We start from the raw sequence: 18,380 nt of genomic DNA on the forward strand, positions 1-18,380 counted from the left end.
TCATCCGCGATTCCGCCGGCAAGGCCGGCGTCAGGCGAATCGCGGACAGAGTCCGCTCCTACAGGGGCTCGGTGCCGCCTACAGGCGGAACTGCCCCACCATCCCCTGCAAATCCCGGCTCAGCTGAGCCAGCTCCACGCTCGAAGTCGCCGTGGACTCCATCGCCTGCGCCGACTCGTCGGCGATGCCGCGGATGCTGGTCACGCTGCGGTTGATCTCCTCGGCCACCGCGCTCTGCTGCTCGGAGGCCGCGGCGATCTGCTGGTTCATCTGGTGGATCACCGCCACCGCCGCGGCGATCTCGCCCAGGGCGCTCTCGGTGCTCTCGGCGTCGCCGACGCTCTTCTCCACCAGCTGGTGGCTGTGCTGCATGCGCTGCACCGAGGTCTGCGCGCCGCTCTGCAGCGCGCCGATGAGTTTCTCGATCTCCGCCGTGGACTGCTGGGTGCGCCGCGCCAGCGCGCGCACCTCATCGGCCACCACGGCGAAGCCACGGCCCTGCTCGCCGGCCCGCGCCGCCTCGATGGCGGCGTTGAGCGCCAGCAGGTTGGTCTGCTCGGCCACCGCCTTGATCACGTCCAGCACGCTGCCGATGTTCTGGCTGTCGCGGCCCAGGCTCTCGATGCTGGCCGAGGCGTCGCGCACCGCGCCGGCCAGCTCGGTGATGCGCCCGAGGGTGCGCTTGACCACCTGCTGGCCGCTGGCCACGGTGCCGTCGGCCTGTTCCGCCGAATGCGCGGCGGCCTCGGCGTTGCGCGCCACCTCGTGGACGGTGGCGGCCATCTGGTTCATTGCCGTGGCCACCTGGTCGGTCTCGGCCTTCTGATTGTTCACCCCGCTCTGGGTGCGCTCGGTGACGCCGGACAGCGCCTGGGCCGAGGCGTTGATCCGCCCCACCCCGTCGTGCAGGCGGCCGACGATGCCGCGCAGGCTCTGCGCCATGCCGGCCACGGCGGCGAGCAACTGGCCGACCTCGTCCTTGCGCTCGACGCGGATGTCCAGGCTCAGGTCGCCGTCGGCGATGCGGCTGGCCATGCCGATCACCTGGCGCAACGGGCGCACGATCAGCAGGCTGATGAACAGCGCGGCCAGGGCGCCCACCAGCAGCGCCAGGGCCGCCGCGCCGAGGATGGCGCCGGCGCTGGCGTGCAACACAGCGGCCATGGCCGCCTGCTGGGCGGCGTAGGACGCGTCGACCTGCTGCATCATCTCGTCGGCGCGCTGCGCCATGCGCCGATGGGCGTCCTGCTCCTTGGCCAGGTCCGCCGCGTATTCGGCGAGGTTGTTGCCGAACGCGTCGATGTTGGTCGCCACGTCCTTGATGACCGAGACGTAGGCCGGGTCGGTGATCGCCGTCTGCAGCTGTTTCGACAGCTCCAGCGCCTCGGCGGCGGACTTGATGTTGCCGTCTCCGGCGCTCTCGCCATCCTTGCGCTCCAGGCGCGCGCGGGCCTCGTTCAGGCCCTGCAGCACCAGGCGGTAGAGCTGGCCGACCTGGGCCGCCTGCTTGAGCAGTTCCTCGCCGTTCTGGCCCTGGCTCTGCTTGAGTTCGTAGGCGCCATCGTCGGCCAGGCTGGACTGCAGGATGTCCAGGCTGTTGGAGGCGCCGGAGACCGACCAGTTGGCCGCGTCCAGGGCCAGGCGGCGGCTCTTGCTGGCCTGCTCGAAGGCGCCGAAGGCCTCCAGGTAGCCGGCCATGGCCTGCTCGACGCGGCCCATGGCCTCGGCCTGGCCATCACGCGCCTTGAGCTGGGCGACACGCTCGCCAAGGGCCTTGGCCTGCCCGCGCAGGCGCTCGGCGGTCTTCGGCTCGGCGTCGCGGACGAAGTCCTTCTCGCTCTGGCGCATCACCAGCACGTCGCGGCTGACCGCGCTCATCGCATCCAGCAGGCCGAAGCGCTGCTCGATGGAGCGCAGGGCGCCGACCCCGATGCCGGCCACCAGCGCGGTCAGCAGCAGCACCAGGCCGAAGCCCAGCGCGAGTTTCTTCGCCGTACCCAGATCGGCCAAGCGCCGTTGCACGAACGCGACCATGCCCACCCCTCCCCTTGCCAATACGCTGCGGGAGATGCTTCCGCGGAAGCTCTCCCGTTCTTTGTCGTTGCCTTGGAGGGGAACATTAGGGGCGGGCCGACCGACGGAACAAGGACCTGCGCCGGTGATGGCAATTCGATGCTGCGAACAGGCATGCGCAGGTCGCACCCAGGACAGTCGCGCGCCAAAGCCCCGGCGCGCGAGCGCCCATCGTGCTTATTTGGGGCGGATCATGCTGAAGGTGTCGCGGGTGTAGCTGTACTGGGTGCCACCCAGGCGGCCGACCAGGTCGAGCTTGGCCGGGTCGACGTGGCGCTCGTCGCGCAGCACGGCGTCGTCGATGTGCGCCAGCAGCACGCGGGCGAAGATCAGGTAGCAGCTGGGGTCCTCCGCCGGGTACGGCTGGATCTGCGCCAGCTCGCACTCGAAGGCCACCACCGCGCCGGCCACGCGCGGCGGCGCCACGCGTTCGCAGGGCAAGGTGGCGATGCCGACCTGCTCGATCTCGCTGACCCCGTGGGGCAACCAGGCGGCGGTGGCGTTCATGGTCTCGGCCTGGGCGGCGCTGACCAGGTGGATCACCAGCTGGCCGGTCTCGCGGACGTTGCGCAGGGTGTCCTTGACGCTGCCGTCGTCGCGGATGCTGGTGTTGACCATCAGGGTTGGCGGCTCGTCGCTGATGACCTGGAAGAAGCTGAACGGCGCCAGGTTGCTCTGGCCGTCGGCGGACAGGGTGGAAACCCAGGCGATCGGGCGCGGAGTCACGGTGGAGGCCAGCCAGCGGTAGGCGTCGGCGGGCGCGAGGGTGCTGAAGTCGAGCTGCATGAGTGGGGGTCCCTGACTGCCGGACGGGCCGGAGCGCCCGTCCGCCCGACGATTATGCCCGCCCTGGGGCGGCGCGGTCAGCGCCCCGCGCGCGATTCCTGGATGTAGTAGCGAGCCTTGCTGGCCTTGTCCACGCAACCGCCGTAGGACTCGACCTGCTGTTCGGTCTTGGCCGCAGTGATCAGCGCCAGCGCCTTGGAGTAGCTGACGGTGCCGGCGAAACCTTCGGCCTTGGCCAGGTCCAGTTCGTGCCAGGCGCCGTTGAGCTCGCTGGCGCAGCTGTCGCGGTTGACCGTCTTGCCGGAGCAGCCGGCCAGCACCAGGCTGGCGGCGAGGACTGCGAGAATTACCTTCATGTCGACCTCCTTGGTGGTTCGGACGAACTCCAGCTTAGACGGCCATGGCCGGGCCTGCCGTCGGACTACACTGAAAGTCCCGCCACTCCATGAGGAGCGCGATCATGTTGCACCAGGGAAGCTGCCATTGCGGCGCCATCGCCTTCGAGTTCGAAGGCGAGATCGGTGAGGTACTCAGTTGCAACTGCTCGATCTGCCGGCGCAAGGGCTCGCTGCTGACCTTCGTGCCGCGCGACAAGCTGCGCCTGACCACGCCGGAAAGCGCCATGAGCACCTACACCTTCAACAACCACCGCATCGAGCACAAGTTCTGCGCCACCTGCGGCGTGGCGCCGCTGGCCTTCGCCAACGCGCCGGACGGCAGCCCGATGGCGGCGATCAACGTGCGTTGCGTGCCGGCGGTGGACTTGGGCACGCTGAAAGTCCGCGAGTACGACGGCGCCAGCGTCTGAGCGCTGCGCAGGGCCCACTGTAGGAGCGAGCTTGCTCGCGAACGGACTCCGCAGCGGGGGCTGTTCGCGAGCACGCTCGCTCCTGCCGGCAGAGTCAGCGTTCCGCGCGGAAGCGCAGGTACTCCACCACCTCGTCGTGGCTGCCGCGGAACTCGACGCGGGATTCCTTGCTCTGCAGCTGGTAGGCGTACATCGGGTCGTAGTATTCGCCCAGCAGCCCCTCGATCCAGCCCCGGTGCAGGTCCACCGCGCCGCTGCGGCGCTGCTCGTCCAGGGCTTCGTCCATGATCGCCGCGAGGCGCTGGTAGCGCTCGCCGCCCAGGCGCTTGACGATGCCCGACAGGCTCTTCTGCAGGTACGCCGCGAAGGCCTCGAAACCCGCCTCCGGCTCGCCCTTCACCACGACGAACTCGGCGCACAGGTCGATCACGTAATCCTTGAGGATGCGCTCCACGCGGCCCTCGAAGCTGTCCTCCAGCCACACCAGCGGGTATTGCTGCATGCCCTGGTACAGCTCCAGCGGCAGCGAGCAGCTGCCGACGATGCGGCCCTCGTCCTCCAGCACGAACTGGCCGATGCCGGCGTGGCGCTTCTTCAGGATGTCGATGGCCAGGCGGTTCTCGAAGTCGATCTGCGCCGGCTGCGGCGTGGCTCGGCGGCCGAAGCTGGAGCCACGGTGGTTGGCGTGGCCTTCCAGGTCCAGGGCGTTACCCAACTGCGCCACCACCTCGGTCTTGCCGGTGCCGGTGAGGCCGCCGACCAGCACGAAGGAACACTCCTCGGTGGCGGCGCGGGTGGTGTCGAAGAGGAAGCCGCGCAGCGCCTTGTAGCCGCCGACCACGCGCGGGTACTCGACGCCGGCTTCCTTCAGCCACTGCTGGGTGATCTGCGAGCGCAGGCCGCCACGGAAGCAGTACAGGTAGCCGTCGGGGTGGCGCCGGGCGAAGTCCAGCCAGGCGTCGACGCGCTCGGCCTTGACCTTGCCGCAGACCAGCTCGTGGCCCAGGGCGATGGCGGCGTGCTGGCCGTTCTGCTTGTAGCAGGTGCCGACCTTCTGCCGCTCGATGTCGTTCATCAGCGGCAGGTTGACCGTGCCCGGGAAGGCGCCTTTGGCAAATTCGACCGGGGCGCGCACGTCCATCAGCGGGACGTCGTCGAGAAAGAGTTCGCGGTAGTGTCGGGTGTTGTCGCGCATCAGGCCACCTCTACCGCGTAACGCTGTCGCTCGGCCAGCTCGCCGATCGGCGCCAGTTGCAGGCCCAGTTCGGCGGCGGCGGCGAGGAATTCCGCCTCGCCCTCGGGGGTCACCGCCACCAGCAGGCCGCCGCTGGTCTGCGGGTCGCACAGCAACAGCTTGTGCAGCTCCGGCAGCGGCGCGATGCGCTCGCCGTAGCTGTCGAAGTTGCGCAGGGTGCCGCCGGGCACGCAGCCCTGTTCCAGGTAGTACTCCACGTGCTCCAGGCGCGGTACCGCGTCGAAGCGCACGCGCGCGGTCAGGCCGGCGCCGTCGGCCATCTCCACCAGGTGGCCGAGCAGGCCGAAGCCGGTGACGTCGGTCATCGCGGTCACCCCGGCGAGCTTGCCGAAGCGGCTGCCGGGCTTGTTCAGGGTGCACATCCAGTCGCGCGCCAGGCCCACGTCCTCGGCGCGCAGCCTGGCTTTCTTCTCGGCGGTGGTGAGGATGCCGATGCCCAGCGGCTTGGTCAGGTACAGCCGGCAGCCGGCAGTGGCGGTGTCGTTGCGCTTCATGAAGCGCTTCTCCACCAGGCCGGTGACGGCCAGGCCGAAGATCGGCTCGGGGGCGTCGATGGAGTGCCCGCCGGCCAGCGGGATGCCCGCCTCGTCGCAGACCTTGCGGCCACCGGCGATCACCTCGCGGGCGATCTCCGGGGCCAGCACGTTGACCGGCCAGCCGAGGATGGCGATGGCCATCAGCGGGTCGCCGCCCATGGCGTAGATGTCGCTGATGGCGTTGGTGGCGGCGATGCGGCCGAAATCGAAGGGGTCGTCGACGATCGGCATGAAGAAGTCGGTGGTAGAGACCACCCCGCGCTCGACGTCGATGGCGTAGACCGCCGCGTCGTCGCGCGAGGCGTTGCCGACCCAGAGTTTCGGGTCGAGGTTCTGCGCGCCGCTGCCGGCCAGGATCACTTCCAGCACTTTCGGGGAAATCTTGCAGCCGCAGCCGGCACCGTGGCTGTACTGGGTCAGGCGGATGGGTTCGCTCATGCTTGGCTCCGGGAAGCGGAAATCGATCGGCCGATTCTAGCAAACACCCTTGGCGCCCTGCCCTCCCCGGGCGTATCGTCGGACGCAACCGGCGCGGCGCCCCCAAGGGCCCGCGCCGCGTGTCTTGTGGCGTTTGCAGAGGGGTTCGCATGTCCAAATCAGTGGCGCTGGTGCTCGGCTCCGGCGGGGCCCGGGGGTACGCGCACATCGGCGTGATCGAGGAACTGGAGCGGCGCGGCTACGAGATCGCCTGCATCGCCGGCTGCTCCATGGGCTCGGTGATCGGCGGCATCTACGCGGCCGGCAAGCTGCGCGAATACCGCGAATGGGTGGAGAGCCTGGACTACCTCGACGTGCTGCGCCTGCTCGACGTCAGCTTCCGCCTCGGGGCCATCCGTGGCGAGCGGGTATTCGGCAAGATCCACGAGATTCTCGGCGACATCGACATCGAAAGCCTGCCGATTCCCTACACCGCGGTGGCCACCGACCTCACCAACCAGCAGGAAATCTGGTTCCAGGAAGGCGACCTGCACCAGGCCATGCGCGCCTCGGCGGCCATCCCCAGCCTGTTCACCCCGGTGATGCAGGGCACCCGCATGCTGGTCGACGGCGGCCTGCTCAACCCGCTGCCGATCGTCCCGGTGGTGTCCAGCCACGCCGACCTGATAGTCGCGGTCAACCTCAACGCCACCAACCAGCGCCAGTACCAGTTGCCGGTGATCGAGCGGCCGGCGGCGCTCAAGGGCCGCTTCGACAGCCTGATCGGCACGCTCGGCGGCAAGCTCAGCGTGTTCCGCCGCCACGGCCCGGAACTGGAGGCGCCGCCGGAGCTGCGCGCCGAGGCCCTGCTGGTACCGGTGCCGGACACCGAGGAAGCGGCCGAGCCGGAAATGCAGCAGCCGGCCGCCGCGCCCCAGGCCAAGGGCTCGCCGCGCTCGGCCAGCGGCAGCCGGGTGATCGACAGCAGCAGCCCGGCCTCGCTGCTGGAGCTGATCAACCAGAGCTTCGAGGTGATGCAGACCTCGCTGGCGCAGTACAAGATCGCCGGCTATCCGCCGGACATCCTGGTCAACGTGCCCAAGCGCGTGTGCCGCTTCTTCGAGTTCTACAAGGCGCCGGAGCTGGTCGCCCTGGGCCGGCAGATCGCCAGCGACACGCTGGATCGCTACGAGGCGGAGAATCCGTAGGGCGCTCTTGCGGGCCCGGCCCATCGCGGGCACGGCCCGCTCCTACGATGGGGGTTCAGGCGTAGGGGCGTTGCGCCTCGCGAACGGTTGTACGCCCCACATCAGGGGTGGGTTTGGCGTAGGGCGGATAACGTTCGACGTTATCCGCCGTCTAGCGGTGATCCCCGGCGGCTCCGGGGCTGGCCTGGGCGTTGTATCGGCCGCCTGTACGTCCGAGGTTACCTGTAGGAGCGCGCCATGCGCGCGATTCGCGGGCATGGCCCGCTCCTACGACCCGGGTTCAGGCATCGCGCAGACGGTAACCGACGCCGGCCTCGGTGACGATGAAACGCGGGTTGGCCGGGTCGTCCGCCAGCTTCTGCCGCAAGTGGCCGACCACCACCCGCAGGTAGTGGGTGTCCTCGACATGGGTCGGGCCCCAGATGTCCTTGAGCAACTGCTGCTGGGTCACCACCCGGCCCAGGTGCCGGGCCAGGGTCGCCAGCACCGCGTACTCCTTGCGGGTCAGCGCCACCTCGGCGCCGTCGAGGGTCACCCGGCGGTAGGCGAAGTCCAGCGCCAGCGGCCCCACCGCGACGCTGGCCTCCTGGCCCTCGCCCTGGTTGCCCTGGCGCAGCAGCACGCGGATGCGCGCGAGGAATTCCTGGATGCCGAAGGGCTTGGTCACGTAGTCGTTGGCGCCGCCGTCCAGGGCCAGCACCTTCTCGCTCTCGGCGGCGCGCACCGAGAGCACCAGCACCGGTACCTGCGACCACTCGCGCAGTTCGCGCAACACGTCCTGGCCGTCCTTGTCCGGCAGGCCGAGGTCGAGCACCACCAGATCCGGGCGATTCAGCGCGGCCTGGGCCAGGCCCTCCTCGCCGCTGCCCGCCTCCACCACCCGGTAGCCGCCGGCGTTGAGGCTGATGCGGAGGAACTTGCGGATCTGCGGCTCGTCGTCGATGACCAGGATGCAGGCGGCGTTGGCGTTGCTCATCGGGCTCGGCTGGCTGGGGGCGGTGGCGCCTAGCTTGGGCCTTTCAACTACCGGCATCAAGCTGCTCCAGGTCCGGCTGGCGCTGTAACGGCAAGTGCAGGGTCAGGGTGGTGCCGTGGCCGTCCAGACCGTCGCCGACGCTGATCCGTCCGCCGTGGGCGCCGACCATGCCCTGGCAGATCGCCAGGCCCAGGCCGGTGCTCGGCCCGCCGCGATCGCCACGGGCGGCGCTGTAGAACATGTCGAAGATCTTCTCGCGCTCGTGTTCGGGAATCCCCGGCCCCTCGTCGCTGACGCTGAACTGCAGCTCCTCGCCGACCTGCGCGGCCGACACCCGCAGGCGCCCGCCCGGCGGCGAGAAGCGCGCGGCGTTCTCCAGCACGTTGACCAGCGCCTGCTCGATCAGCGCGGCGTGCACGTACAGCAGCGGCATCTCGGCCGGCACCCGGGTTTCCACGCGATACGGCGCCAGCAGCGCGCGCAGGCGATGCACGGCGCTGCCGACGATGTCCTCCGGGGCCACCCAGTCGCGCGCCAGCTTCAGGCCGCCGTGGCCGAGGCGGGTCATGTCGAGCAGGTTCTGGATGTAGCGATCGAGGCGTTCGGCCTCGTCGCGGGTGCTTTCCAGAAGCTCCTTGCGGTCGTCCGGCGGGATGGCGTCGCCCAGCGCCAGCAGGCTGTCGATGGCGCCGCGCATGGTCGTCAGCGGGGTGCGCAGGTCGTGGCTGACCGAGGCCAGCAGCGCGCTGCGCAACTGCTCGGTCTCGCCGTGCAGGCGCGCCGCCTCCAGGTCGTCGGCCAGGCGCGCGCGGGCCAGGGCCTGGGCCAATGGCTGGCCGAGGGCGGCGAGCAGGCGGCGGCGCTGGCCGGGCAGCGGCTCGCCGTCCTTCGGGCGCACGCCGAGCAGCGCCAGCGGGCCCTCCTCGGCCGACAGCGGCCACCACCACCAGCGCCCCGACGGCAGCGTGCCGGTGCCCAGCCCGGCCGGCTGGTCGTGCTGCCAGGCCCAGTCGGCGGCGGCCCGCTCCTGTTCGTCGAAGCGCTGCGCATGGCCGCTTTCCACCGTCCAGTCGTCGTGGCGGCGAGCCAGCACGCAGATGTCCAGGTCGCTCCACAGGGCGAACTGCTGGCCGGCGGCGGCCAGCACCGCCTGGCGGTCGGTGGCGGCGGTAAGCCGGCGCGACAGTTCCAGCAGCGCGCCGGTCTCCTCCTGGGTGTCGCGCAGCACTTGCAGCTGGCGGCGCTGGCGCGCGGCGAGGTTGCCGGTGAGCGCGGCCATCAGCAGGAAGAACAGCAGGGTCAGCACGTCCTCCTCGCGCTGGATGGCGAGGGAGAAGTGCGGCGGAATGAACAGGAAGTCGTAGGCCAGGAACGACAGCACGGCGCACACCAGCGCCGGCCACAGGCTGCTGCGCACCGCCACCAGCAGCACCGCGGCGAGGAACACCAGGGAGATGTTCGGCAACTCCAGCAGGCGCGACACGCCCCAGGCCAGGGCGCTGGCACCGACGGCGGCCAGCGCCGCCAGCAGGTAGTCGCGCCAGTGGCCGCGTTCGCGGTGGCGCGGCGCGGCCGGAGCGAGGTCGGCCTCGCTGTCCAGCACGCTGATTTCCAGGCCTTCGCCCAGGCGCAGCAGGCGCGCCGCCAGGCCGCCACCGAACAGCTGGCGGTACCAGTGCTGGCGCGAGCGGCCGACCAGGATCAGGCTGGCGCGGCGCTCGCGGGCGTGCTCGACGAGGGTGCGCGCCACTTCGCCGCCGCGCAGCTGCAGGACTTCGCCGCCCAGGCGCTCGGCCAGCTGCTGGGCGTTCTGCAGGTACAGCCGCGACTGCTCGTCGCGGGCGTCGCCGGTATCGATATGCACCAGGGTCCAGGGCAGGTGGCGACGCTCGGCCACCCGCGAGGCGTGGCGCACCAGGCGCTCGGCGTTGCGCTCGCCGTCCACCGCCACCAGCAGGCGCCCGCGCAACGCCGGCGCCTCGCCGCCTTGCTGGCGATAGCGGTGCGCCAGGTCGGCGTCGACCCGCGCGGCGGCGGTCTGCATGGCCAGCTCGCGCAGCGCGGTGAGGTTGGTCTGGCTGAAGAAGGCGTCGATGGCCGCCCGCGCCTGCTCCGGCACGTACACCTTGCCCTCGCGCAGGCGCTCCAGCAGCTCGCGCGGCGGCAGGTCGACCAGCAGCAGCTCGTCGGCCTCCTGCAGCACCCAGTCGGGCACCGTTTCGCGCACCTGCACGCCGGTGATGTCGCGCACCTGGTCGTTGAGGCTCTCCAGGTGCTGGACGTTGACCGTGGTGTAGACGTCGATGCCGGCCGCGAGCAGCTCCTGGATGTCCTGCCAGCGCTTGGCGTGGCGGCTGCCGGGGGCGTTGCTGTGGGCCAGCTCGTCGACCAGGGCCAGCTGCGGCGGGTCGCGCAGCAGGCCGTCGAGGTCCATCTCGGCGAGGCGGATGCCACGGTACTCCGAACGCAGCAGCGGTTGCTGCGGCAGGCCGGCGAGCAGCGCCTCGGTCTCGGCGCGGCCGTGGGTCTCGACCAGGCCCACGCGCAGGTTGGCGCCCTGGCGCAGCTGGCCCTGGGCGGCCAGGAGCATGGCGTAGGTCTTGCCCACGCCGGGGGCGGCGCCGAGGAACACCTTCAGGCGCCCGCGACCATTGCGCTCGACTTCCGCGAGCAGGGCGTCGGCGCGTTTCGGATCGGTCATGTCGGCCTCCTGGCGATTGCGCGAAAGTCTAGCGAGCCAGCGTGTCCAGGGCCAAGTTCAGCGCCAGCACGTTGACCACCGCCGGGCCCACCAGCGGCCGCTGAGTATTCGCCTCGACCAGGTTCTGCACGGCCTGCGCCGGCAAGCCGCGCGCCTGGGCGATGCGCGGTGCCTGGTAGAGCGCGGCATCCGGCGGCAGCTGCGGGTCCAGCCCGCTGCCCGAGGTGGTGACCAGCGCCTGCGGCACCGGCTGCCCGGCCACCGCCTCGGCGGCGGCGTCCTTGGCGATGCGCGCGGCCAGCGCCGGGTTGCCCGGCGCCAGGTTGGAGGCGCTGCTGGAGACGGTGGCGAAGTCGCCGGCCGAGGGCCGCTCGTGGAACCACTGCGGGCCCTCGAACTTCTGCGCGATCAGCGCCGAGCCGCGCACCGCGCCAGCGGCGTCGCGCACCAGGCTGCCATTGGCCTGCGCCGGAAACGCCAGCTGGGCGATGCCGGTGACCACCAGCGGATAGGCCACCCCGGTGACCAGCGACAGCAGGGCCAGGGAAGCGATGGCGGGACGGATGTGGTTGAGCATGTTCGGTTTCCTCTGGATTGCAGAACGATCCGCGTAGGTGCAACTGTCTTGCGTACGCGCCTCAATCCGTCACTCCCGCGAACGCGGGAGCCCAGAGACTCTGGATCCCCGCGTTCGCGGGGACGACGGTACGGGAAAGGTGTGCTTGGCCTGGCCCGCCACGGCAGCCCGGTTCAGGCCAGGCCGACGGCCACCAGCAACAGGTCGATGGCCTTGATGCCGATGAAGGGCGCGATGATCCCGCCCACCCCGTAGATCAGCAGGTTGCGCCGCAGCAGCTGCATGGCGTCGCTGGCCTGCACGCGCACGCCGCGCAGGGCCAGGGGGATCAGCGCGATGATGATCAGCGCGTTGAACACGATGGCCGAGAGGATCGCGCTCTGCGGGCTGGCCAGGTGCATCACGTTGAGCACCTGCAGCTGCGGGTAGATGCCGGCGAACAGCGCGGGGAGGATGGCGAAGTACTTGGCCACGTCGTTGGCCACCGAGAAGGTGGTCAGCGCGCCACGGGTCACCAGCAGTTCCTTGCCGACCTGGACCACATCGAGCAGCTTGGTCGGGTCGCTGTCCAGGTCCACCAGGTTGGCCGCCTCGCGCGCCGCCTGGGTACCGTCGTTCATCGCCATGCCGACATCCGCTTGCGCGAGGGCGGGAGCATCGTTGGCGCCGTCGCCGCACATCGCCACCATGCGCCCCTCGCCCTGCTCCTGGCGGATGCGCGCCAGTTTCTTCTCCGGAGTGGCTTCGGCGATCACGTCGTCGACCCCGGCCTCGGCGGCGATGGCCGCGGCGGTCAGCGGGTTGTCGCCGGTCACCATCACCGTGCGGATGCCCATCCGGCGCAGTTCGGCGAAGCGCTCGCGGATGCCCGGCTTGACCACGTCCTTGAGGTGGATGGCGCCGAGCAGCCTGCCGTTGGCCACCACCAGCAGCGGGGTGCCGCCGCTCTGGGCGATGCGCTCGACCTCTTTCGCCAGGCTTTCCGGCATGTCGTCGCGGGCGCGGCCGATGAAGGCCAGCGCGGCGTCCACCGCGCCCTTGCGGTAGACGTGGCCGTCGAGGTCGACGCCGGACAGCCGGGTCTCGGCGCTGAAGGCGATGGGCGTCAGGCGTTCGCGCGGCGGCTCCGGCAGCAGCACCTGAGTGCGGAGGAACTCGACGATCGACTTGCCCTCCGGGGTATCGTCGGCCAGCGAAGCGAGGAACGCGCCCTCGGCCAGCTCCGCCGCGTTCACTCCGGGTGCCGTGTGCAGCGCGCTGCAGCGGCGGTTGCCGAAGGTGATGGTGCCGGTCTTGTCGAGCATCAGCACGTGCACGTCACCGGCGGCCTCCACCGCGCGGCCGGACTTGGCGATCACGTTCAACCGCACCAGGCGGTCCATGCCGGCGATGCCGATGGCCGAGAGCAGGCCGCCGATGGTGGTCGGGATCAGCGTCACCAGCAGCGCCACCAGGAACACCAGCGGCAGGCTACCGCCGGCGAACAGGGCGAAGGGCTTCAGGGTCACCACCACCAGCAGGAAGATCAGGGTCAGGCCGATCAGCAGGATGTCCAGCGCCACCTCGTTGGGCGTCTTCTGCCGCTTGGCGCCCTCCACCAGGGCGATCATGCGATCCAGGGTCGACTCGCCGGGGTTGGCGCTGATGCGGATCTGCAACCAGTCGGAGACCAGCCGGGTGTTGCCGGTGACCGCCGAGCGGTCGCCGCCGGATTCGCGGATCACCGGTGCCGACTCGCCAGTGATGGCCGCCTCGTTGACCGCCGCCACGCCTTCGATCACCTCGCCGTCGCCGGGGATCAGCTCGCCGGCCACCACGCGCACCACGTCGCCCTTGCGCAGGCTGCTGGCGGGCACGCTGTCGTAGGCGCCGTTGGCGTTCAGGCGCTGCGCCAGCAGGCCCTGGGCGCCAGCCTTGAGGCTGTCGGCGCGGGCCTTGCCACGGCCCTCGGCGAGGGCCTCGGCGAAGTTGGCGAAGAGCACGGTGAACCACAGCCAGGCGGCGATCTGCGCGGCCACCGCCAGCGGCACCGCGTCGGCCCCGGCGAAGCACAGCACGGTGGTGAGCACGGCGGTCAGCTCGACCACCAGCATCACCGGCGAGCGCTGCAGCTGGCGCGGGTCGAGCTTGACGAAGGCTTGCACCAGCGCCGGCTTCCACAGCGCGGCGAAACTCAGGCTCTGGCGTTTCTCGGGAGCGGGCATGGCGCGCTTGAGCGGCATGTCCTGGGTCTTGGCATTCATCTGTTGGCTCCTCAGAAGCCCAGGGTCAGGTGGTCGGCCACCGGGCCGAGTACCAGGGTCGGCAGGAAGTTCAGGCCGCCGACCAGGAGGATGGTCGCCGCCAGCAGGCCGACGAACAGCGCGCCGTGCGTGGGGAAGCTGTTCGGCCCAACCGGCACGCGCTTCTTCGCCGCCAGGCTGCCGGCGATGGCCAGCACCGGGACGATGTAGCCGAAGCGGCCGATGAGCATGGCCAGGGCGATCATCAGGTTGTGGAACGGCGTGTTGGCGCTGAAGCCGCCGAACGCCGAGCCGTTGTTCGCGGTGCCCGAGGTGTAGGCGTAGAGCAGCTGGCTGAAGCCGTGGGCGCCGGGGTTGCTCACCGAGGCGGCCGGGCCCGGCAGGCTGGCGGCGATGGCGCCGAGCACCAGCACGCCGACCGGCATCACCAGCAGCGTGGCGACCAGCAGGCGGACCTCGCGGGCCTCCAGCTTCTTGCCGAGGTATTCCGGGGTGCGGCCGATCATCAGGCCGGCCAGGAACACCGCGACCAGGACGAACAGCAGCATGCCGTAGAGGCCGGCGCCGACGCCGCCGAAGACCACCTCGCCAAGCATCATGTTGAACATCGCCACCAGGCCGCTGAGCGGGTTCAGGCTGTCGTGCATGGCGTTCACCGAGCCGTTCGAGGCGGCCGTGGTGGTGACCGCCCAGAGCACGCTGGCGGTGGTGCCGAAGCGGCTCTCCTTGCCTTCCAGGGGGGCGCCCTGGGTGATCGGCAGGTGCGCCAGAGCCGGGTTCGGCTGGTACTCGGCCCACAAGGCCACGCCCAGGCCGACGACGAACAGCAGCAGCATGCAGCCGAGGATGGCGCGGCTCTGGCGCAGGTCCTTGACGTAGTGACCGAAGGTGAACACCAGGGCCGCCGGGATCAGGATGATCGACACCAGTTCGGCCAGGTTGGCCCAGGCCGTGGGGTTCTCGAACGGGTGCGCGGAGTTCACCCCGAAGAAGCCGCCGCCATTGGTGCCCAGCTGCTTGATGGCGATCTGGCTGGCCGCCGGGCCCAGCGGGATGGACTGGTCGGTGCCCTGCAGGGTGGTGGCGTGGACGTAGTCGAGGAAGGTCTGCGGCACACCCTGCCAGACCAGGAACAGCGCCAGGATCAGGCACAGCGGCAGCAGCCCGTAGAGGGTCGCGCGGGTCAGGTCGACCCAGAAGTTGCCGAGGTTCTGCGTGGACTTGCGGGCGATGCCGCGCGCCAGTACCACCAGCACCGCCAGGCCGACCGCCGGGCTGACGAAGTTCTGCACGGTGAGACCGAGCATCTGGCTCAGGTAGCTCAGCGCGGCCTCGCCGCTGTAGGCCTGCCAGTTGGTGTTGGTGACGAAGCTCACCGCCGTGTTCAGCGCCAGGGTCCATTCCAGGCCCGGCAGGTGCTGCGGGTTCAGCGGCAACGCGCTCTGCCCGAGCAGGATGGCGAACAGCAGGGCCAGGCCGGCCAGGTTGAACACCAGCATGGCCAGGGTGTAGCCCTTCCAGTTCTGCTCGCGCTGCGGGTCGATGCCGCAGGCCCGGTAGATCAGGCGCTCCACCGGCAGCAGCAGCGGGCTGAGGAAGGTCCGCTCGCCCTCCATCACCTTGTAGTAGAAACGCCCGAGCAGCGGCGCGGGCAGCAGCACGAGGACGAAGAAGGCGGCGATCAGCAGCACGTCATGGCTGTTCATGCAGGCTCCTTAGGCGCGGTCGGCGCGTAGCAGCGCCACCAGCAGGTAGATGAAAAGCCCCGTGGCCAGTACCAGGGACACCCCGTCGAGCACGCTCATGTCTGTATCTCCTTACGCAGGCGGTTCCTCGCGATGGAAAAATTTTCCGCAAAGGGGGCGTAAAGAAGCGATTGGCGAGCCTTCGACGGGGCATAAAGAATGCGTAAAGAAGCGCGCCGCAGAGCCGCCCGACGCCTTTGTAAGCGCACCGATACATTGACGACATTCTGTCGATATCCGGGCCGGGCACCTTTGCCCACCGTGGCCGCCCGTTCGTCAGCGGGTTAGCATTCGTTATCGATGGCGCGCCGTCCCACGTCCCCAGCGACAGGTATCCCATGCAACCGAGCTCCTCCCCCGCCTCCAGCCAAGAAAGCCAGCGTCGCTGGACCACCCGCGCCCTGCTGGTGGACGACGACGAGCCGATCCGCGAACTGCTCTGTGGCTACCTGGCGCGCTTCAACATCGAGACGCGTGGCGTGGCCAATGGCCAGGAAATGCGCCAGGCGCTGGCCGAGGAAAGCTTCGACGTGGTGGTGCTCGACCTGATGCTGCCCGGCGAAGACGGCCTGTCGCTGTGCCGTTACCTGCGCAGCGAATCGGATATCCCGATCCTGATGCTCACCGCCCGCTGCGAGCCGGCGGACCGCATCATCGGCCTGGAACTGGGCGCCGACGACTACATGGCCAAGCCCTTCGAACCACGCGAACTGGTGGCGCGCATCCAGACCATCCTGCGCCGCGTGCGCGGTGTCACCGGCGACGACGGCCGCAACGAGCCGCGCGCCCAGGTGCGCTTCGACCAGTGGCGGCTGGACAGCGTGCTGCGCCAGCTGCACTCCCCGGACGGCCTGGTGGTGCCGCTGTCCAATGCCGAGTTCCGCCTGCTCTGGGTGTTCCTCGAGCGCCCGCGCCGGGTGCTCAACCGCGAACTGCTGCTGGACGCCGCACGCGGCCGCGCCATCGAGGCCTTCGACCGCAGCATCGACCTGCTGGTCTCGCGCCTGCGCCAGAAGCTCGGCGACGATCCGCGCTCGCCGCGGCTGATCAAGACGGTACGCGGCGAAGGCTACCTCTTCGACGTTCGCGACATCGCCTGATCCCGCCCGGCCCGGAGCCCCCATGAAGAAACGCCCGCTGCAGCTCGCCGACAGCCTGTTCGCCCGCCTGTTCGGGGTGTTCCTGCTGGCCATCCTGGTCGCTCACCTGCTGGCCTTCGTCTGGTTCAGCCACTTCCACCATCCGGGCCCGCCACCACCGCCGCCGCCCCACGAACAGTTCGACGGGCCGTTCGGCGAGCACTTCCAGGGCCCGCCTCCGCCGCCGCCACCGCGCCTGCCGTTCTGGAGCGTGCCCTTCCTGTTCCAGTTGCTCGCCCTGGTCGGCGCCGCCTGGTACGGCGCGCGCCTGCTGGCGCGCCCGGTGCAGCGCCTGGGCGACGCCGCGCTACAGTTGAGCGAAGACCTGGACAGCCCCCCGCTGCCGGAAACCGGCCCGCAGGAAGCGCAGCGCGCCGCCCAGGCCTTCAACCGCATGCGCGACCGCATCCGCGAACAGGTGCAGCAGCGCAGCCGCATGCTGGTGGCGGTTTCCCATGACCTGCGCACGCCGCTGTCGCGCCTGAAGCTGCGCGTCGAGGAAATCGACAACCCGCAGCTGCGCGCGCGCTTCGCCCAGGACCTGGGCGAGATGATCGGCATGCTCGACTCCACCCTCCACTACCTGCACCAGGAGCGCGCCAGCGAGCCGTTGCAGTGGTTCGACGTCAACGCCCTGGCCGAGTCGCTGGCCGAGGACGCCTGCGAGTACGGCGCGCAGGTCAGCGTCGAAGGCCAGTGCGCGCCGCTCAAGGTGCAGCCACTGGCGCTGCGTTCGTGCCTGTCGAACCTGCTGGACAACGCCCTGCGCTACGCCGGCGAAGTGCAATTGGTACTGCGCGACAGCGGCGAGCAGGTGGAAATCCGCGTGCGCGACCATGGCCCCGGCATCCCCGCCGAAATGCGCGAACAGGTCTTCGAGCCCTACTTCCGCCTGGAAGGCTCGCGCAACCGCAATTCCGGCGGCGTCGGCCTGGGCCTGGCCATCGCCCGCGAGGCGGCGCGCCGCCATGGCGGCGACCTGCGCTTCGAGGAAACCCCCGGCGGCGGCGCCACCGCGGTGCTGACGCTGCCGCGCCCCTGAGTTTGTCGGCCGCCGCATACAAAGCGCACATACCCCGGACACGGCCCTGGGCGAGTCTGCCAGCACCGGAACTCCAGTTCCGGACCGATAACCCCATGGAGGCAGTCCGATGATCAGCGGAGTCAGCAGCTACGGCAGTAGCTACTACAGCAGCGCGGCGCTCGCCAGCACCCAGCGCAGCAGCAGTACCAGCTCCACCCAGAGCACCAGCACCACCAGCAGCAAGAACCAGCAATTCGCCGCCGACCTGTTCAAGACCCTGGACAGCGACGGTAACGGCAGCGTCAGCTCCAGCGAACTGGAAAGCGCGCTGTCCGCCTCCGACGACTCCAGCAGCGACATCGATGTCGACGCCCTGCTCGCGCAGATGGACAGTGACGGCAGCGGCGGCATCAGCCAGGACGAACTGAGCAGCGCCCTGGAACAGGCCCAGGGCGGCATGCCGCCGCCCCCGCCGCCGTCGGGCCAGGGTGGCGACAGCCTGGCGACCAGCGCCAGCTCCTCGTCCAGTTCCAGCGACAGCAGCTCCAGCGGCAGCAGTTCGAGCAGCGCCGACATGGTCCAGCAGATGCTCGCCATGCTGGCCAAGCACTACCAGGACAGCAGCGCCAGCAGCTACCAGAACAGCAGCGGCAGCCTGCTGAACGTCGCCGCCTGACCCGCCGCCAGCCTACGAGGGCACTTCATCTGCGGTCGCAGCTGGGCGCCTCGTAGGAGCGAGCTTGCTCGCGAATCGCCCAGCTGCGGACCCTGTTCGCGAGCAAGCTCGCTCCTACAGCAACCCCCGTCGCCTGAGCGCGTAGGGCGCATAACGCCTGTGGCGTTATCCGCCATTGCCGTCGGGCACCGGCGCCCCGGCCAACGGCGGATAACC

Annotated in this window: 16 protein-coding genes and 1 pseudogene; 5 read left to right on the forward strand and 12 right to left on the reverse strand. The window is 70.1% G+C overall.

The genetic code is table 11. From position 1 onward, the window contains the following. Nucleotides 1-78: 78 nt before the first annotated feature. From P3W75_RS31985 to P3W75_RS26700, 4 genes and pseudogenes are all read right to left on the reverse strand, one after another. On the reverse strand, nucleotides 79-942 hold the full coding sequence (locus P3W75_RS31985; RefSeq protein ID WP_430765414.1) for a methyl-accepting chemotaxis protein: 864 nt from the start codon (nucleotides 940-942) through the stop codon (nucleotides 79-81). Next, a pseudogene (locus P3W75_RS31990) lies at nucleotides 937-2,034 on the reverse strand (HAMP domain-containing protein); the annotation flags it as partial. The gene P3W75_RS31985 and the pseudogene P3W75_RS31990, both read right to left, overlap by 6 nt. 216 nt (nucleotides 2,035-2,250) lie before the next feature. Further along, nucleotides 2,251-2,859 carry a flavin reductase family protein gene (locus tag P3W75_RS26695; protein ID WP_276230327.1) on the reverse strand — a complete coding sequence of 203 codons (609 nt, stop codon included), beginning with the start codon at nucleotides 2,857-2,859 and terminating at the stop codon, nucleotides 2,251-2,253. A 77-nt stretch (nucleotides 2,860-2,936) separates the two neighbouring features. After that, on the reverse strand, nucleotides 2,937-3,215 hold the full coding sequence (locus P3W75_RS26700) for a hypothetical protein (protein ID WP_276230328.1): 279 nt from the start codon (nucleotides 3,213-3,215) through the stop codon (nucleotides 2,937-2,939). Nucleotides 3,216-3,319: 104 nt separating this feature from the next. Between P3W75_RS26700 and P3W75_RS26705 the strand changes: the two genes are divergently transcribed. Continuing rightward, nucleotides 3,320-3,667: a GFA family protein gene (locus tag P3W75_RS26705; RefSeq protein WP_276230329.1), complete on the forward strand. Its 348-nt coding sequence runs from the start codon at nucleotides 3,320-3,322 to the stop codon at nucleotides 3,665-3,667. A gap of 94 nt (nucleotides 3,668-3,761) precedes the next feature. Here the strand turns inward: P3W75_RS26705 and mnmH are convergent, their stop codons facing one another. Both mnmH and selD read right to left on the reverse strand, forming a co-directional pair. Further along, a complete protein-coding gene (gene mnmH, locus P3W75_RS26710; protein WP_276230330.1) occupies nucleotides 3,762-4,862 on the reverse strand; it encodes a tRNA 2-selenouridine(34) synthase MnmH in 1,101 nt (366 codons plus the stop codon). After that, complete coding sequence (gene selD, locus P3W75_RS26715) at nucleotides 4,862-5,896, reverse strand: selenide, water dikinase SelD (protein ID WP_276230331.1); 1,035 nt, start codon at nucleotides 5,894-5,896, stop codon at nucleotides 4,862-4,864. Before selD ends, mnmH begins: the two co-directional genes overlap by 1 nt. Nucleotides 5,897-6,045: 149 nt before the next feature. Here selD and P3W75_RS26720 point away from each other — a divergent pair, with 149 nt between their 5' ends. Further along, nucleotides 6,046-7,083 (forward strand): patatin-like phospholipase family protein, encoded by a 1,038-nt coding sequence (locus P3W75_RS26720; protein ID WP_276230332.1) that lies wholly within the window; start codon nucleotides 6,046-6,048, stop codon nucleotides 7,081-7,083. 280 nt (nucleotides 7,084-7,363) lie between these two features. Here P3W75_RS26720 and P3W75_RS26725 read toward each other — a convergent pair whose 3' ends face one another. The 6 genes from P3W75_RS26725 to P3W75_RS26750 form a co-directional block, all read right to left on the reverse strand. Beyond that, nucleotides 7,364-8,059: a response regulator gene (locus P3W75_RS26725; protein ID WP_276230340.1), complete on the reverse strand. Its 696-nt coding sequence runs from the start codon at nucleotides 8,057-8,059 to the stop codon at nucleotides 7,364-7,366. A 43-nt stretch (nucleotides 8,060-8,102) separates the two neighbouring features. Continuing rightward, nucleotides 8,103-10,760, reverse strand: coding sequence for a sensor histidine kinase (locus tag P3W75_RS26730; RefSeq protein WP_276230333.1), 2,658 nt, complete (start codon nucleotides 10,758-10,760; stop codon nucleotides 8,103-8,105). Nucleotides 10,761-10,788: 28 nt separating this feature from the next. After that, nucleotides 10,789-11,337 carry a potassium-transporting ATPase subunit KdpC gene (kdpC, locus tag P3W75_RS26735; RefSeq protein ID WP_276230334.1) on the reverse strand — a complete coding sequence of 183 codons (549 nt, stop codon included), beginning with the start codon at nucleotides 11,335-11,337 and terminating at the stop codon, nucleotides 10,789-10,791. 173 nt (nucleotides 11,338-11,510) lie between these two features. After that, nucleotides 11,511-13,559 (reverse strand): potassium-transporting ATPase subunit KdpB, encoded by a 2,049-nt coding sequence (gene kdpB / locus P3W75_RS26740; protein ID WP_430765415.1) that lies wholly within the window; start codon nucleotides 13,557-13,559, stop codon nucleotides 11,511-11,513. Between the two features lie 32 nt (nucleotides 13,560-13,591). Next, nucleotides 13,592-15,286 carry a potassium-transporting ATPase subunit KdpA gene (gene kdpA / locus P3W75_RS26745; protein WP_276230336.1) on the reverse strand — a complete coding sequence of 565 codons (1,695 nt, stop codon included), beginning with the start codon at nucleotides 15,284-15,286 and terminating at the stop codon, nucleotides 13,592-13,594. A 9-nt stretch (nucleotides 15,287-15,295) separates the two neighbouring features. Continuing rightward, entirely contained in the window at nucleotides 15,296-15,385 is a 90-nt protein-coding gene (locus tag P3W75_RS26750) for a K(+)-transporting ATPase subunit F (protein ID WP_061562181.1), read from the reverse strand. A 278-nt stretch (nucleotides 15,386-15,663) separates the two neighbouring features. On the opposite strand from P3W75_RS26750, the gene P3W75_RS26755 reads away from it, so the two are divergent. From P3W75_RS26755 to P3W75_RS26765, 3 genes are all read left to right on the forward strand, one after another. Continuing rightward, nucleotides 15,664-16,425 (forward strand): response regulator, encoded by a 762-nt coding sequence (locus tag P3W75_RS26755; protein ID WP_276230337.1) that lies wholly within the window; start codon nucleotides 15,664-15,666, stop codon nucleotides 16,423-16,425. A gap of 22 nt (nucleotides 16,426-16,447) precedes the next feature. Next, a complete protein-coding gene (locus P3W75_RS26760; RefSeq protein ID WP_276230338.1) occupies nucleotides 16,448-17,506 on the forward strand; it encodes a sensor histidine kinase in 1,059 nt (352 codons plus the stop codon). A gap of 109 nt (nucleotides 17,507-17,615) precedes the next feature. Then, nucleotides 17,616-18,164: an EF-hand domain-containing protein gene (locus P3W75_RS26765; RefSeq protein ID WP_276230339.1), complete on the forward strand. Its 549-nt coding sequence runs from the start codon at nucleotides 17,616-17,618 to the stop codon at nucleotides 18,162-18,164. Nucleotides 18,165-18,380 lie beyond the last annotated feature (216 nt).

This window comes from Pseudomonas citronellolis (genome assembly GCF_029335315.1).
Lineage (GTDB): Bacteria > Pseudomonadota > Gammaproteobacteria > Pseudomonadales > Pseudomonadaceae > Pseudomonas > Pseudomonas citronellolis_A.